The sequence below is a fragment of the Streptomyces sp. NPDC001985 genome, assembly GCF_040296845.1.
GTDB lineage: Bacteria > Actinomycetota > Actinomycetes > Streptomycetales > Streptomycetaceae > Streptomyces.
In genome coordinates this window covers 1-16,382 of sequence record NZ_JBEOYB010000063.1, presented here as the reverse complement: position 1 = coordinate 16,382, position 16,382 = coordinate 1, and the positions used below count along the sequence as shown (strand labels likewise).

At 72.1% G+C, this 16,382-nt stretch carries 11 protein-coding genes; all 11 read right to left on the bottom strand.

The features are described 5' to 3' along the window. Complete coding sequence (locus ABT122_RS25315; protein ID WP_351556584.1) at positions 1 to 441, bottom strand: YchJ family protein; 441 nt, start codon at positions 439 to 441, stop codon at positions 1 to 3. Between the two features lie 93 nt (positions 442 to 534). Then, the gene (locus ABT122_RS25310) at positions 535 to 3,891 is read right to left on the bottom strand and encodes an NACHT domain-containing protein (RefSeq protein ID WP_351556581.1); all 3,357 of its coding nucleotides are present in this window, start codon (positions 3,889 to 3,891) and stop codon (positions 535 to 537) included. A 128-nt stretch (positions 3,892 to 4,019) separates the two neighbouring features. Further along, positions 4,020 to 5,933: an alpha-L-fucosidase gene (locus tag ABT122_RS25305; protein WP_351556578.1), complete on the bottom strand. Its 1,914-nt coding sequence runs from the start codon at positions 5,931 to 5,933 to the stop codon at positions 4,020 to 4,022. Next, positions 5,930 to 7,378 carry a glycoside hydrolase family 28 protein gene (locus ABT122_RS25300; protein ID WP_351556575.1) on the bottom strand — a complete coding sequence of 483 codons (1,449 nt, stop codon included), beginning with the start codon at positions 7,376 to 7,378 and terminating at the stop codon, positions 5,930 to 5,932. Before ABT122_RS25300 ends, ABT122_RS25305 begins: the two co-directional genes overlap by 4 nt. Before the next feature lie 5 nt (positions 7,379 to 7,383). Further along, positions 7,384 to 9,237: a hypothetical protein gene (locus ABT122_RS25295; RefSeq protein ID WP_351556572.1), complete on the bottom strand. Its 1,854-nt coding sequence runs from the start codon at positions 9,235 to 9,237 to the stop codon at positions 7,384 to 7,386. After that, entirely contained in the window at positions 9,234 to 10,667 is a 1,434-nt protein-coding gene (locus ABT122_RS25290; protein ID WP_351556569.1) for a glycoside hydrolase family 28 protein, read from the bottom strand. The genes ABT122_RS25295 and ABT122_RS25290 overlap by 4 nt, the downstream gene beginning before the upstream one ends. Positions 10,668 to 10,704: 37 nt before the next feature. After that, entirely contained in the window at positions 10,705 to 11,568 is an 864-nt protein-coding gene (locus tag ABT122_RS25285; protein WP_351556566.1) for an ABC transporter permease, read from the bottom strand. Next, positions 11,565 to 12,467 (bottom strand): ABC transporter permease, encoded by a 903-nt coding sequence (locus ABT122_RS25280; protein WP_351556563.1) that lies wholly within the window; start codon positions 12,465 to 12,467, stop codon positions 11,565 to 11,567. Before ABT122_RS25280 ends, ABT122_RS25285 begins: the two co-directional genes overlap by 4 nt. Then, entirely contained in the window at positions 12,464 to 13,618 is a 1,155-nt protein-coding gene (locus tag ABT122_RS25275) for an ABC transporter ATP-binding protein (RefSeq protein ID WP_351556560.1), read from the bottom strand. The genes ABT122_RS25280 and ABT122_RS25275 overlap by 4 nt, the downstream gene beginning before the upstream one ends. A 107-nt stretch (positions 13,619 to 13,725) precedes the next feature. Beyond that, positions 13,726 to 14,937 (bottom strand): ABC transporter substrate-binding protein, encoded by a 1,212-nt coding sequence (locus tag ABT122_RS25270; RefSeq protein ID WP_351556557.1) that lies wholly within the window; start codon positions 14,935 to 14,937, stop codon positions 13,726 to 13,728. Positions 14,938 to 15,039: 102 nt separating this feature from the next. Beyond that, positions 15,040 to 16,041 (bottom strand): LacI family DNA-binding transcriptional regulator, encoded by a 1,002-nt coding sequence (locus tag ABT122_RS25265; protein WP_351556555.1) that lies wholly within the window; start codon positions 16,039 to 16,041, stop codon positions 15,040 to 15,042. Positions 16,042 to 16,382 lie beyond the last annotated feature (341 nt).

Sequence of the window (16,382 nt, the reverse complement as noted above, 5' to 3'; positions counted from 1 at the left end):
TCACTCCAGGAAGACCCCGTCCACGTACACCCACAGGCCCCGCACCCGCTCGAAGGCGCTCCTCTCGTGCAGCGCCCCCCGCTGTCCGTGCTGCCGGTACCGCGCGCGGAAGGTGACCGTCCCCGTGGAGTGGAAGGGACTGCCCTCGGTGGTCCCGGTGATCTCCAGCCCGCTCCAGCGCGTCGCCGGGTCGAGCTCCAGCTCGGGGGGCCTGGTCGCCGGGTGCCAGGTGCGCAGCAGATAGGCCGGGTCGTGGGCGGCGAAGGCGCTGTAGCGGGAGCGCATCAGCAGTTCGGCGGTGGGGGCCTCGGCCCCGCCCGTGTGGAAGCGGCCACAGCACGCGCCGTAGGCGGCGGGCAGCCCGCAGGGGCAGGGCGAGCCGGCGGTGAGGACCGGCGGGGCGGCGGGGGCGCGCCGGGGACGGGAGCTGCGTCGGGACATGCCCCCATTCTCCAGCGGCGCCCGCCCGGAGAACCAGCCGGGGCGCCCGGGCCCCGCGCCCGGTCCCGCGTCCGGGACGCCGGACCCCGCGCCTCAGCCCTGGCCCGTCCGGTGGTCCTGCTGCCGTGCGCGGGGCGGCGGGAAGACCGGGGCGCCGGGGCGGGTGGTGGTGACGCGGCGGGCACGGGCCAGCACCTCGGGCTCCACCGCCGCCAGCGCCTCGTCCGAGCCATGGGCCAGCAGCTCGGCCACGGCCTCCCCGAGCACGGTCCGCGCCTGGGCCGACCCCTGCCGCTCCGACCAGAGCGCGAGCAGCCGCTCCGGGCAGCTCGTGGCCGCGTGGGCGAAGGAGGCCTCCGCCCACGCCCGTACCGCCGTGTCCTCGCCGTGTGCCTCCAGCGCGGTGAGCGCGACCCGCGCCATCAGCCCCACACCGACCGTGTCGTGCGCCCCCGATTCGATGACGCCCAGGACCCGGCCGACCACCGCGGCCGGCAGCCGGGCCGCGTCGGTGGCGAGCTGGCCCAGGAGCAGCCGGGTCACACAGCGCTGCGAGGTGTCGTCGAGGCCGCTGCCCGGTCCGATGAAGGTGGCGCAGCGCTCGTACTGGGCGGCCAGCTCCTCCTCGGGCGCCCCGAGCCCGCTGGCGAGCCAGAGCGAGGTCAGCCCGTGGGCGACGGAGGTGGCGCTGCCGTCGGCGGTGCCCACGAAGGTGGTGACGGCCGGGGCCAGCCAGGTGAAGACGGGGTCGATGGCGTGGAGCACGATGGCATCGTCGGTGCCGGCGGAGACGGTCATCTTGTGGCGGATCTGGTCGGGGAAGGCATGAATCCAGCCGACGGTCCGGCTCCGGTCCTCGTGCGCCGGCCAGCGGCCGTGCAGCCAGTACACATCCACCGGCTCGGGCAGGTGCAGCAGGTCCTGGGCGGGCCGGATGTCGAGGTCCCGGTCCTCCCCGTCCCAGACCTGCCGGATGCTCAGCGCGAGGGCGAAGTCCGTCCACTCCGGCTCGGTGAGGGCGGCCCGCCAGAGCTGGACCCGCCGGTGCCACAGGGCCGCGCAGGTCTGGACGTCGGGGAAGAGCCTGCTGGCCCGGACTCCCCCGGTGACCAGCAGGGTGAGGATCAGCAGATTGGCGGAGTAGACGCCGTGGCGCGAGGCCGTGGACCGGACGGCGGGGCGGTAGCCGGCGTAGCGGTGCTCGGTGCGGTGGTGGTGGCCGGCGATCACGGTCAGCAGCGGCTCGCCGAGCCGGTGGCGGTCGCGGGCGGAGATCCGGCCGATCCGGGCACCGACGAAGCGGAGCATCTGCCGGGAGGAGAGCGGGGCGTACGACAGCAGGACGTACAGCAGGTCGTCGTCGACGGTGGTCCGGCCCACCGAGAGCGCGGGCCGCTGGTCGAGGAGCTGTTCGAGGAGCTGTACGGCGAGCCGGGCCGCGAGGTACTCGCCGAAGGTGGCGTGGAGGAACTCGTAGGTGGCGAGCCGGTGGTCGTCGCGGACGGCCTGGGCGCGCTGGACGAAGAAGAACCGGCCGAGGGCGATCTCCCCCTGGCCCAGCGGGGCGCGGAAGCCGTCCTCGGCGGGTTCGGGGCGGCCGAGGACGGCGGTGAGATCGGCCTCGGCCTCGGCGGTGGTGATCCACTGGCGGTGCCGGTTGAGCATCCCGAAGGAGATCAGGGAGAGCCGCTGGAGCTCCTGTCCGGCGCGCTGCCGCAGCTCCGCGTGCGTACAGGCGACGGCCGACTTGCTGACCTCGCGGACGGCGAAGGACTCCAGCAGCTCCTCGTACAGCTCGGCCTCGCCGAGGGGTTCGTCGCCGCCGGCGCCGCGCTGGAGGGCGTTGTCCGTGGCGTCGTAGAGGGCGAGCATCAGCAGCAACAGCGGCTGGGAGGCCAGCGCCTGGTGGCGGTGGGCGACATCGGCGCTCAGCGGGCGCAGTCCGCGTTCGCAGAGCGACCGGGCGTTGAGGCGGTTCCACAGCTCCAGCCAGTGGCCGATCTGGGGGCGGCTGAAGGGTTCGAGCCGGAGCGCGACGGAGCCCTCGGGGTAGCGTGCCCGGTCGGCGACGGCGGTGCGGCTGGTGACGACCGCGAAGACCGGCCGGCCCTGGTCCGCCTCGCGCTCCTGGAAGCGGGCGACCCGCACCAGGAAGTCGGACTGGCTGACGCCGGTGGCCTGGAGGAGTTCGTCGAATCCGTCGAAGAGCAGCACCGGGACGGCGCCGCCGGCCGCCCGGACCAGCTCGGGCCAGGAGGCGCGTTCACCGGTGCCGGCGCGGACGGCGTGCTCGATCTGGTCCTGGATGTCGGCGTCGGCCGGGACCTCGCGCAGCACGATCCGCACCGGGAGGTATCCCGCGCCCGGCAGCCGGGCGGCGAGGATCTTGGTGAGGACGGACTTCCCGGCGCCGGGCTGGCCGAGGACGATCAGCGGTGCGGTGGTCGCGGCGATGGTGGTGAGGGTGCCCGCCAGGTACTCGGTGAGGTCGGAGCGCACGGGCACCGACTCCCACCAGCCCTCCTCGGCGGGGCCCTGGGGGCTGTCGAGCACCGGGCGCACCCGGAAGTCGGGGTCGACGTACCCCTCGCCGAGGGTGGGCAGACAGACGCCGGCGGGGGCCTGCCCCTCGGACAGTATCGGCCGGGGCAGGGTGGCGCGGTAGCCGGTGGTGAGGGCCTCGGCGACCTGCCGCAGCGGGCTCGGCGGGCTCAGTCCGGCAAGGGCGGTCTCGATGCCGGTGAGCGCCCGGCGCAGAGCGACCCGGGTCGCCTGGTGCTCCGTCTGCCCGGACCAGAAGCCGAATTCGGGCACGTCCCGGGCGAGTTCGGTGTACAGCTCCTGATAGCGCTCCACGGCCTCCACGGCGAAGCCGCCATCGCCGAAGAGCTGATCGACGGCCTCGCGCTGCCGGTCGTCGAGTCCGTCCCAGACGGCGAGCCCCCGGACGAAGGAGGTGAGTTCGTCGCCGCGCGACCCGTACCAGCGGCGCAGTTCGCCGAGGACGGTCTCGTACGGGGTGTGGGGCGCGGGCTGGGGGGCGCCGGTGGTGAGCAGGGAGGCGAGGAGGTCGCGCCCGGCGCCGCCGGCGATGGTGAGCTGCTCGCCCCGGGTCAGCTCCAGCTCGTCCAGCCGGAACGGCAGGCTCCGGGTGCCGAGGGTGTCGAAGAAGGCGGTGATCACCAGCACCGTGTGGGCCGCCGCGATGCGTTCGGTGCGGGTGGCGCGGTCGGCACCGGCGAGGTGCTCGCGCAGACCGGCCGTCAGATCGCGGCCGAGCCGGAGAATCCGGCCGCGCGCGTCCAGGGCGTTGAGCACCACATCGCTGACTCCGCCGGTCGCCACGGTCAGCGCGCCGCCCAGTATCCGGTCGGCGGCGGCGAGACCCGCGCTGTCACCCGTCAGAATCGCCACCGCGTCGCTGTAGCCGACCAGTCGCCGTGCTCGCACCGCTACCCCTGACCTCGGCCGTCGTTGCCCTTCCGGTTTACCACGCGAATCACCTGTCTCGTGGTGAAATCGGTCGGATACGACACAGTGTGCCCGACCGGGTCCGGTCGGACACACCGTCGTACACCTCAGGAGCGGCCGCGGCTCCGGGGGTGGGCGTGACCCACCTGGATCTCGTCCACCCGGAGTTGGCGGTGGAACCGGGGCACGGTCTCCTTCGCCCAGGTGCTGTCGATGTCCAGTCTGATGTAGCGGGTCCGCAGCGTGCCGAGGTCGATGAAGCGGGTGCCCCGGGCGCTCTCCAGGACCGCGCTCCGCACGGGCGCGCCCCAGGTGGTGCCGTCGCGGCTGACGGAGACCCGGTAGTCCTTGATCCTGGCCGAGTCCTCGGCCCGGCCGAAGGTCTCCCGGCTGTGGGTGGGCGACCACTCCTGCTGGCTGACACCGAGATGGGTGACCTGCTTCACCCGGCCGAGGTCGAGCGTCACGGAGACCGGGACCTGGCCGTCGGAGTCCCAGTGGGCGGAGAAGTCGCCATCGCTCAGGGCGCTCGCCGGGAAGCCGGCCTTCGCGGAGGTGGCGGTGGCCCGCACCGACCGCGCGGGGTACACGCCCTCGCGGTCCGGGTGGGTGTCCACGGTGAGGACGGTGTCGTAGGGGTCCCAGGCGGTGATGCCCTTGACGGTGACGGTGCCGTCCCGCTGGTCGAAGGCCAGGCGCTCGCCGGTGCGCAGATCGGTGACCCGGCGGACCCGGTGGCCGTTGTCGCGTATCCGCACCTCGTCCGCCGTGGCGGGCCGGGTCGTCACATGGACGTACTGGCGGGTGCGGTCCTTGGCGCTGACGGTGACATAGCCGTAGGCGCCGTCGTTCCAGGAGCCGGGCTGGAGGCCGCCGTAGCGGTAGCCGCCGCCGTGGACGCCGGAGAGCGACTTCCAGATCGGCGGGAGGTACTCCTTCATGAAGTCGGTGAACTTCTGCTGCTGCGGCGGGAAGGTGCCGTTCACCCGGGCGGTGAGGTTCATCAGCGATTTGATGGAGGTGCCGGCGTTGGCGGCGTAGCGGCCGACGTTGAGTCCGGTGGAGATGGGCCGGTCCTGGCCGTCGTACCACCAGGCGCCGGTGTCGGGGACCTTGTAGCAGGACTCGGTGAGCCGGGGCATGGGGGTCCAGATCGCCGACGGCTGGTCGTAGGCCGGGGTCATCCCGGTCTTCTGCTCATGGGACACCATGTCCATGATCGCGGTGTCCTCGTTGTTGTTGCTGAGGGTCATGTCCGGGCGGCGCTCCCGGATCTGCTCGTAGAGCCGGTTCTGCTCCCAGTACTCGTTGTCGTTGTCGATCCAGAAGCCGGAGAGCCGGGGGTATCCGGCCATGACCTCGAAGAAGAGGTCGTAGGAGAACTCGCCGAAGCCGGGCCGGGTGGTGAGGTCGACCTCCTTGCCCTTGTGGGCGGAGTAGGCGGCGGAGTCCAGGGTGTTGAAGCCCTGTTCGCTGTGCCACTTGGGGTCGTCGGTCATATAGAGGATGACCTCGACGCCCTTGGCCCGGGCTGCGGTGATCAGCTCACCGAGGATGTCGCGCTCGGTGGCGCAGCTGCCGGGGATCTTCGACGGCCAGGGGCGGGCGTAGCCGAGCCGGGAGTGGAAGGTGGCGAGGACGATATAGCTCGCCCGGAGCTTCCTCGCCTCGTCGACCCAGTAGCCGGCGTTCCAGCCGCCGTCCGTGACGGACTTCTCCCAGGCGCGGCAGTCCTGGTGCATCGGGCGGGTGAACATGCCCCAGTGGAGGAAGAGTCCGGCGGTGGAGTTCCGCAGCATCCTCTGCCGGGCCGGGTGGGCGGGATCGGTCGCGGAGGGGCGGGAGGCCGGGAGATCGGCGGGGCCGGCCGCCCGGTCGGGGGTCCGGGCCGCCGGGGCCTGCGGGGCGGGGCTCCGGAGGGCGGGGCTCTGCGGGGTCGCGGCGGAGGGCGCGGAGAGCAGCAGCCCGCCGAGCAGGGCCAGGACCGCCGCGAGCACGATCGCGGGTGTCCGGTGTCTCATGGGTGCACCACCTCGGTTCCATTGACGAAGACCTGACGGATGGTCAGGTCACGGGTGAAGCCGATGACATGGGGCTGGGTGATCCCGGTGAACCGGCAGCGCTCGATGTGGACACCGGTGAAGGGATCGGAGTCGAGCCCTTCGAGGTTGATGGCGCGCCGGGCGCCGTCGTGGACCATGTCCTCGATCCTGATGTTGCGGATGACGGCGGGCCGGGTGCCCTGCTGGCCGGCGTAGCGCGTGGTGAGGTAGATGCAGTCGCGGTCGATCGCCCGGCCGGTGAACCTCCTCACGTACACCCCGTCGATGAAGCCGCCGCGCTTCTTGTTGGTCTTGATGAAGACCGGGTGGCGGGGGTTGTACCGCCCGGGGAAGTCCAGCGGGTTGATCCGGCAGTCCTCGGCGAAGACCTCGCTCACCCCGCCGGACATCTCGCTGCCGACGGCGATCCCGCCCCAGCGGCCGGAGAAGACACAGTTCCGTACGACGATGTTCCGGCTCGGCACACCGACCCGGATGCCGTCCTCGTCGCGCCCCGACTTGACCGCGATGGAGTCGTCCTCGGTGTGGAAGCGGCAGCCGGTGATGAGCATGTCGGAGGTGCACTCGGGGTCGACGCCGTCGCTGTTGTTGATCCGGCCGATGACATCGACGTCCCGGAGGGTGACATTGCGGCAGAGCACGGGGTTGATGGTCCACATGGGCGGTTCGAGGACCGTGATGTCCCGCATCAGGATGTTGCGGCAGCGGTAGAACTGGATCATGTTGGGCCGCAGATGGTGGCCGGCGCCGAAGACGCGCTCCTCGACCGGGACGCCCTCGGTGCCCATGCGGCGCAGCTCCGCCTGGTCGGCCAGGGCGTTTCCGCCGGGGTCGCGCCAGCTCTTCCAGGGGCCGTCCATGCCCTGGCCGTCGAGAGTGCCCCGGCCGGTGATGGCGAGGTCGTGCTGGCCGTGGGCGTGGATGAAGGAGGAGTAGTTGTAGCACTCGGTGCCCTCCCAGCGGGTGAGCACCACGGGCAGATAGTCGGCCGGGTCGGTGGAGAAGAGGACGGTGGCGCCCTCCTCCACATGGAGTTCCACCCGGCTCAGCAGCCGGATCGCACCGGTGAGGAAGCGGCCGGGCGGGACGACGACCCGGCCGCCGCCGGCCCGGTGGCAGGCGGTGATCGCGGCCCGGAAGGCCCCGGTGTTCTTGGTGGTGCCGTCGCCGACGGCACCGTACCGGGTGATGTCGAAGCGCCGCCGGGGGAAGCGCGGGGGCCGAATCCGGGCGAGGATCGCGGGGACGCGGTCCCAGGGGTCGCGGGCGAGCCGGGCGACGGTGGTCTCGGCGGCCCGGACCGTGCCGGCGCCGATCGAGGGCGGCAGGAGCGCGGCGGCGGTCACCGTGCCCGCGCCGCTGAGGAGACAGGCCAGGAGGGAGCGTCTGCCGAGGGGGCCCACGGCGGTCACCTCCCGGTCGCCGGGCGCGGGACGGCGATCATGTCGTAGCGGTCCCAGCCCTGGGAGATGCGGGTGAGGTACTTGTCGGCCTCGGCGGCGTCCCGAATCCAGTCCCACTCGCCGGTGGCCGCCTTGTCGGGGCGGGCGCGCATCTCGGCGGCGACGGACTGCGAGGCGTCGAGCCCGGCCCAGATGAGCCGTCGCAGGGCCTCGGTCCGCCGCTCGGGGCCCTGGACCCAGATCCGGTAGCCGAAGTAGGCGGTGGTGATGGCCTCGTGCAGCCGGGCGGTGAGCAGGGTGCGCTCGAAGTGGTGGCTGAGCTGCTGGTAGTGGGCCGGGGAGAGGTCCGGTTCGGCGCGCCGGATGTCGCGCAGCGCGGCCCGGGCCATCGCGACTCCGTACGCCTTCTCCTTGCGCACATCGCGGAGGTAGGCGTGGTTCATCGTGTTGCGGTCGGTGAGCCAGCCGTTCGCGAGGACATGCGGGTTCTCGCGCTTCATCGTGGCCGAGGTCTTGCAGTAGGCGGGCGCGAGATGCTCGATCACCCCGGTCCAGAAATGGTAGGTCCTGTCGACCGTGTGGCGGACCCGGGTCACCGGCGGGTCGATCCACTTGCCCGAGATGCTGCGGTCGTAGCTGGAGCAGTACGGGTCGTAGTCCAGCCGGGAGTGGTTGGCGTTGTTGGTGCCCAGGGTGTACATGACCGAGGTGACGATGGCGTGCGACCGGGCGAGCGCGGCGCCGACCCGGCGGGCCGCCCTGGCGCCGTAGGCGCGGGCGGCGAACTCCCGGTACATGGCTCCGGGCCGGGCCCCGCGGTCGCGGTCGGCGCGGGCGAGCGCCCAGAGGTTGATCTCGGTGGGGGTGCCGATGATCCTCGACTCCCGGTACCGGTCGGTGCGCGCCACATAGCCGATGACATTGCGCTGTTTCTGGTAGTAGCGCATCCGGTCGACATGGTCCTCGGTGAAGGCGTTGGCGATCTTCCCCTGCCCGTGGTACTCGCCGGTGGCGTCGTACTCGACGAGGACGGGCCGCTTGATCCGGGTGACGGTGGTGTCCACGGGGTGGGTGAGGAAGAAGTCGTGCGGCATCGCCTTGATCATGACCTTGGCGGCCCGGTTCTCGACCAGGTCGATGGCCTTGATGGTGCGCTCCATCTCCTCGGGGAAGTAGCCGAAGGTGCGCAGATAGAGCCCGAGTCCGCGCTCCTCGTCGACCACGTCGGCGACCTGGTCGACGAGGTGGGCGAGTTTGGCCTCCTCGGTGGTGAGCCGGGTGGAGTGCTGGCGCTCCACCCGGGCCCCGGTCTCGATGAAGGTCAGCACCACGGAGTCGATGTCGGGGACCAGGTCGAGCATCTCCCGGTAGTCGTCCTTGAACCACTCCCAGAACGCGGGGTTGTCGAGGTCGATGGTGCCGCCGGGCCCGGTGCGGAACTCGGCCGGGTAGTAGTCGAGCGGATAGAGGGCGTGGTCCCAGATCGCGACCTCCCCGATGCCCGCGCGATGGGCGGCGGCGGTGATCCGGTTGGCCTGGTCGCGCCGCTTCTGCTCCCGCACCTGCCGCAGGTCGTGGACGATGTGGTGGCTGATCTGGAGGTGGTTGATCCGGTACGAGGGGGCCGCGGCGACCACGTCGTCGGCGCCCCGGTCGCTGTCGGAGAGGATGGTCCAGCCGCGCACGGCGGAGCCGGTCCCCGACGGCTCCGCCGTGCCGGCCCGCGCCCCGGCGGCCGGGCCGGGGCGGTCGGCGGCTCCGGCCCCAGGGCCGGAGGCTTCGGTGGGCTGGACGGCCCCGGCGAGGGCGAGCACGGCCGCCGCCAGCAGCGTCACCCAGCGTTTCATTATCATGCTCATGACACCTCCACCCCGTTCACGGACACCTTGTGCCGGGTCAGGCCATCGGTGAAGACCACCGAGTCGGGGCCGCGCACCGAGGTGAAGACCGAGCGCGCGAGATGGACCCCGCTCAGCCGGTCGCTCTCCAGGCCCACCAGATGGAGCACCGCGCGGGCCCCGTCGATCCGCGCGTCGGTGAAGTGGACATCGCGCACGGCGACCGGATGCGTACCCCCTTCGCCGTTGTTGTAGTTCATGTTCACGAAGACGACATCGCGCTCCACCCCCTGCCCGCTGAAGCCCCGGACGTACACCCCCTCGACGGCGCCGCCGCGCTTCTTGCTCGCCTTGATGTAGAGGGGGTACTTCACCGGATAGTGGCCCGGGAAGTCGGGCGGGTTGATCCGGCAGCGCTCGGCGAACACCCTCCGTACGCCCCCGGACATCTCGCTGCCGACGGTGATACCGCCCCAGCGGCCGGAGAAGTCGCACTCCTGCACCACGATGTCCGTGCTCGGGACACCCACCCGGTGCCCGTCCTCGTCCCGTCCGGACTTCACCGCGACACAGTCGTCATTGGTGTTGAACCGGCAGCCGGTGACATGGACGAAGCTCGACGCCTCCGCGTCGACCCCGTCGGTGTTGTACAGCAGGCTCTCCACGGTGATCCCCCGGACCGTCACATTGGTGCAGAGCACCGGGTGCACGGTCCACATCGGCGGGTCCACGATGGTCAGATCGCTGATCAGCACGTCCCGGCAGCGGTTGAACTGCACCATCTTGGGGCGCAGATGGTGGCCGGCGCCGAAGACCCGGTCCGCGACCGGAACGCCCTCGCTGCCCATCCGGCGCAGCAGCCGCTGATCGGGCCCCTGGAGGGAGCCGGTGCGGTACCAGCTCTCCCATGGGCCCAGCCGCGCCTGGCCGTCGAGTATCCCCGCCCCGGTGACGGCGACCCGGCGCCGGCCGTAGGCGTAGATGAAGGGCGAGTAGTTGTAGCACTCGGTTCCCTCCCAGCGGGTGCGGACCGCGGGGAGGTAGTCGGCCGGGTCGGGGCTGAAGGCGAGGATGCCGCCCTCGCTGACATGGAGATCCACCCCGCTGCGCAGATGGATCGCCCCGGTGACGAACCGGCCGGCCGGCACCAGCACATGGCCGCCGCCCGCCCGGTGGCAGGCGGTGACCGCCGCGCGGATCGCGGCGGTGTTCTTGGTGGTGCCGTCGCCGACGGCGCCGTACCGGGTGATGTCGAACCAGCGCCGGGGGAAGCGCGGGGGCCGGATCCCGGCGAGGATGCGCGGGACCTGACTCCAGCCGTCCCCGGCCGGGGCGGCCGGGCCGTTGGGCAGCGCGTCGGCGGCGCCGGAGGCGACGGCGGGCAGTGCGGTGCCCGCCGCCAGCGCTCCGCCGGCCCTGAGGGCCGAACGACGCGAGGGGTGCGGATGCATGACACGTCACCTCTCCACAGATGGTGCCGGGTGGGGGTCAGCCGGTGGTCCGGTCCTCCTTCACCCGGGTCACCAGCTGGGTCGGATTGACGAACCGCAGCGCGATCACCAGCAGCACCAGCATCGACAGCGTGTACATCACCGCCATGGCGTCGATGGACTGCTGGGTGCGGATGCCCGCGGAGAACACCGCGTAGTAGAGCGCCACGATCAGGGTCTGACTGTCGGGTCCCGCGGTCAGGAAGGTCAGCTCGAACATGCCGACGGTCCTGACCAGGACGAGAACGGAGGCGGCGAGGATGCCCGGCACCAGCAGCGGGGCGAGAATCCGCAGCAGGACGGAGGAGGTCCGCGCCCCGCACATCCGGGCCGCCGCCTCGATCCTCGGATCGATCTGCTCGATGAACGGGGTCATCGTCAGCACCACGAAGGGCACCGAGGGCACCAGATTGGCCAGCACCACTCCGGTGAGCGTGCCGGCGAGCTGGAACTTGTAGAGCACGGTCGCCAGCGGAATGCCGTAGGTGATCGGCGGGACCAGGATCGGAAGCAGGAAGAGCAGCAGCACCAGCCGCTTCCCGGGGAAGCCGCGGCGGGCGAGCGCGTAGGCCGCCGGCACCCCGAGCACCACCGAGACGGCCACCACCAGCACCGAGACCAGTGCCGTGGTCCAGAAGACCTGGCCGAGACCGAACTCGCGCCAGGCCGAGCCGTACCACTTCACCGTCCAGCCGTCCGGCAGCCAGCTGGTGAACCAGCGGGTGCCGAAGGAGTCCACCAGCGGGACCCCGACGACCCCGGCGAGATGGACGAAGAAGAAGCCGAAGACCAGCACCGTCACCCAGGTGCCGGGCCGTCCGGCCCGGCGGCGCCCTCCCGGCGGCCGGGCGGGGGCCGTCATCCCTTGCCTCCCGTCGAGCCCCGGTAGAGCAGCGAGCGCCAGCCGAGCACCACGAGCACCACCGCCGTCATCACGGCGGCCATCACCATCGCGATGGCCGAGCCGAGGGAGTAGTCGAACTTCTGGAAGGCCGCCTGGTACGCCTCGATCGAGATCACATGGGTCTCCCCGCGCGGATCTCCCACCAGCTGCGCCGACGGGAACACCGCGAAGGCCAGGACGAAGGAGAGACAGAAGGTGATCGCCAGGCCGGGGGCGAGCAGCGGCAGCAGCACATGCCGGAAGCGCTGCGGCCGGTTCGCGCCCAGGGTCGCCGCCGCCTGCTCCAGGCTGGGGTCGATCCCGGTCAGATAGGAGAGGGTGAGCAGATACGAGAACGGGAACCCGGTGATCACCAGCGAGGCGAACACACCCCAGTAGGTGTGGACCAGCACGAGCGGGTCGTCGATGACCCCGGTCGCCAGCAGGGCCTTGTTCAGCCAGCCGTTCGGCCCGAGATAGCCCAGCAGCCCCTGCGCGGTGAGGACCGTGCCCAGGGTGATCGGCATGACCAGCAGGGTGGTGATCAGCCGCCGTCCCCGGAAGGGGCCCCGGGTGCGGAAGGCCACCGGGACGGCGGCGAGGCAGTTCACCAGCGCGACCGGGACGGCCAGCCGGAGCGTGAGCCAGACCGTCTCGCGCAGATACGGGTCCGAGAGGAACTCCCGGTAGTTGGCGAGCGCTCCCCCGCCGCGCGGCGGCTGGAAGGAGAGCTGGAGCCCGTAGAGGAAGGGGTAGCAGAAGAGCAGCGCGAGAAAGACCGCCCCGGGGAACAGCAGCAGCAGGACGCGGTCCACACCGCGCTCCGCGAGCCGGTGCCGCAGCGCGGGCCGGGCCGCTCCCGGCGGGGCCGCCGTCACGGGGTGCCCGCCGTGGCGCGCGAGGCGGTGCCGGACGGACGGGCGGGGTCCGCGCCGTCCCCGGCGAAGACGAGCACCCGCTCCGGGGCCGCGGTCAACTCCACCGCGTCCCCCGGGGCGAGGGCGCGCGGGGTGCGGAAGTGGACCGGCCCGCCGCCGCCGAGCCGGGCCCGCACGGCGAACTCGCGGCCGTGGTACTCCACGACCTCCACGACGGCCGGGACGCGCCCGGGGGGCGGGGCGTCCGCGCTGCGGCTGCCGGGGGTGCCGGTCCCCGCGACCGTCAGATCCTCCGGCCGCAGCGCCGCGACCCCGGCGCTCCCCGCCGTGAGCCCGCCCCGGTCCACACCGGTCAGCTCCGCCGCGCCCAGCCGGAGCGCCAGCCGCCCGCCCGGCCGCGTTCCGGTGACGGTGACCGGCAGCATGTTGCGGTAGCCCATGAAGGAGGCGACACAGCGGTTCGCGGGGTGCCCGTAGACCTCCTCGGGGGTGCCGGTCTGCTGGGTCACCCCGTCGCGCAGCACCACCAGCCGGTCGGCGAGGGAGAGCGCCTCCTCCTGGTCGTGGGTGACATAGACGGTGGTGAGACCGAGGCTCTGGTGCAGCCGCCGGATCTCGGTGCGCATCTCCAGCCGGAGGGCGGCGTCCAGGTTGGAGAGCGGTTCGTCCATCAGCACCAGCCGGGGTTCGAGGACGATGGCACGGGCGATGGCGACCCGCTGCTGCTGGCCCCCGGAGAGCTGCCCCGGCCGCTTGTGCGCGTGCCCGGTGAGCTGGACCAGACCGAGGGCGCGGTCGGTGCGCCGGAGCAGCTCCGCCCGGGGCACCTTCGCCATCCGCAGCCCGAAGGCGATGTTGCCGCGGACCGTGAGATGCGGGAAGAGCGCGTAGTTCTGGAAGACCATGCCGAATCCGCGCCGCTCGGGCGGGACCCGGTCGATGCGCTCGCCGTCGAGCAGGATCTCGCCGCCGGTCAGCGGCAGCAGCCCCGCCAGACAGTTCAGGGCGGTGGACTTGCCGCAGCCGGACGGCCCGAGGAGGGCGATGAACTCGCCGCCCGCGATGTCGAGCCGCAGGTCGCTGAGGGCGGCGTGGCGGCCGAAGCTGCGGGAGACCCTGTCCAGCCTGAGCGTGCCGAAACGGGACATCATTCCCCTGCTCTCCGATGAGTCCGGGTCTTCTCCATGGACCGGTCCGGGCCGGCCGGACCTCCACGGGCTCCGGTTCCGGCCGCCCCGGAACGCGCCGCGGGTGGGCGTCAGCCGCCCGCGACCTCGCGGTTCCACAGGTCGAAGGCCTTGACCTGCTGCTCCGCCGGGAGCGAGGGCTTCTTCGGGAACCGCTCGATCCACTGGTCGAACTCCGGAACCCCGAACTCCTCGATGGTCCTGCGGGACTTCCCGGGGGCCATCTCCAGCGGTACGCCCTTGATCGCCGGGCCGGGGTAGAAGTACCCCTCGTCGTAGGCCTTGGCCTGCTGTGCGGGGGTGAGCATCCAGTTGATCAGCTTGAGCGCGGCGGACATGGTGTCGGCGCTCACGCCCCGGGGGACCACCGCGTACTGGGCGTCGGTCACCCAGGTCATCCCGTCGAAGCGGCCGGCCCTGACCTTCTTCGGCACGGTGCCCAGCGCGCGCGGGTTGATGTACCAGCCCGTGGTGGTCATGATCATGTCGTGGCTGCCGGAGGCCAGGTTCTTCATGGTCTCGGTGGTCCCGGAGCCGTAGACCCCGACGTACTTGTCCAGCTCCTTGAGGTACGCCCAGGTCCTGTCCCACCCCGCGACCGGGTCCAGCGGGTCCTTGTCGCCGAGCAGATAGGGCAGGCCCATCAGAAAGGTCCGCCCGGGGCCGGAGTTGGCCGGATCGGCGTACTGGAACCGCTTCGGATGCTCCTTGGCCCAGGCCAGCAGCTCCTGCGGGGTCCGGGGCGGGTTCTTCACCCTGTCGGGGTCGTACTGGAAGAGGGGGCCCGAGGGGTAGTAGACGACCGCGGTCCCCTTGCCCTGGGCGAGCTTCTGCATCTCGGCCGCGGGCTCCAGATAGTCAGGGGTGCCGATCGCCGCGGAGTGCTCCGCCAGAGAGCTCCAGAGGTTCTGCGAGAGCCCGGCCGCCAGGCCGTCGGTGCCGGTGAGGACGAGGTCGATCTGCACCCGCCCCGCCTGCTGCTGTGCCTTGATCTTTCCGGCGAGGTCGGGGGCCGGGGCCTTGGAGTAGGTCACGTCGCCGACGATGTCCGGGTGCTTCTCGGCGAACTCGTCGATCATCCCCTGGGTCAGCTGGAGATTCCCGGCGACATCGAGGATGTCGAGGGTCACCGGCTTGGCGGGCCGGTCCGGGATCTTCCGCGGCGTCCGGTCGCCGGAGCCGGAGTCCCCGGAGCCGGGTGCGCCGCAGCCGGCGACGGCCACCGCCAGCAGAAGTCCCGTGAGCGCGAGCCTTGCTGAACGGTGGCGCAGTAATCGGGACATGGCGTGAGACACCCCTCTGGTGAGACGGCTCCCCGGGCGATGGGTGAGATAGCGCTTACTCGGCCCTGTGCCCGAACAAGGTCCACCCCACCCGGTGCCCTGTCAAGAGAGTGCGCCGGTGGAACTGCGGACCCGCAGCTCAACAGGGATGGTTTCGGGCTCGATGTCCTCGTCGCCGCTCATGATCCGGCCCAGTGCCTCGCCCGCGGCCTGGCCCAGCCGGTCGCGCGGAACCGCTACCGTCGTCAGAGGCGGAGCGGAGAATCGAGCCATGTCTATCTCGTCGAATCCGGTGAGCGACATGTCCTCGGGCACTCTCACTCCCAGCTCCGAGAAGCGGGCGAGCACCCCGAGGGCCACGAAGTCGTTGTAGGCGATCACGGCGGTCGCGCGGGTGTCCAGGGCCGCGGGGGCACCGGCGTACCCCTCGTCCGTGGTCGAGCCGCAGGGCACGGTGACGACTTCGAGGCCGAAGGCCTCGGCGCCCGAGAGGGCGCGCAGCCGCTCGCTGTTGGCCCAGGCGTGCGCGGGCCCCTCCAGATAGACGACGCGGCGGTGGCCGAGCCGGGCGAGATGGCCGCAGAGCGCCATGATCCCGCGGAAGAAGTCGACCGTGATCGAGTGCAGGGCGAGGCCCGGCACCTGGCGGTTGGTCACCAGCACCGGCGTGGACCGGCCGGCCATGGCGGCGAGGTCCGCGCGGGGCATCCGGGGCGAGCAGAGCAGCAGCCCGTCGGCGTACCGCAGCAGGTCCTCGGTCAGCTCCCGCTCCACCGACGGGTCCTCGTTGGAGTCCATGACCAGGACCCGGCCGCCGGCGTCCCGGGCGACGACGGAGACCGACTTGATGATGTCGTGGAAGTAGGGATTGGCCAGATCCGGTACGAGCACCCCGATGGTGCCGGACCGGCCGCGCGCCAGCCCCTGGGCGGCGGCGCTCGGCCGGTAGCCGAGTTCGACGATGGCGGCGCGGACCCGCTCGGCGAGGCCCGGGGCGACCGTGTCCACCCCGTTGAGCACCCGGGAGACGGTCGCCACGGAGGCCCCGGCCTCCCGGGCGACATCGGCGATCGTGGCCCTTTTCGCGCGCTTCGAGGCAACCATCGGTCCGCTCTCCTTCGGGGCACTCTGCTTGCGCACGGTTGTCCGCAAGGAGTGAGAAACCGGTTTCTCGCTCCAGGAAACTAGCAGAGTCCGGGGCGCGCCGGACCGGTCCCGGCAGGAAGGAACCCTGGCCGGGGGCCTGTTGGGGCCCGGACGCCCGGCGTGCGGGGCGCGGGCGCGGGGCGGGGACGCGGGTGCGGGGCACGGGTGCGGGTGTGGGGGGGCGGGGGGGGGTGGGGGTGGTGGCGGTGGGGGGGTTTTTTGTGGGTGGGGGGGGGGGGGGGGTTGTGGGGGGGGGGGGGGGGGGGGGGTTGCGGCGGGGGGGGGGGGGGGGGCCCCCG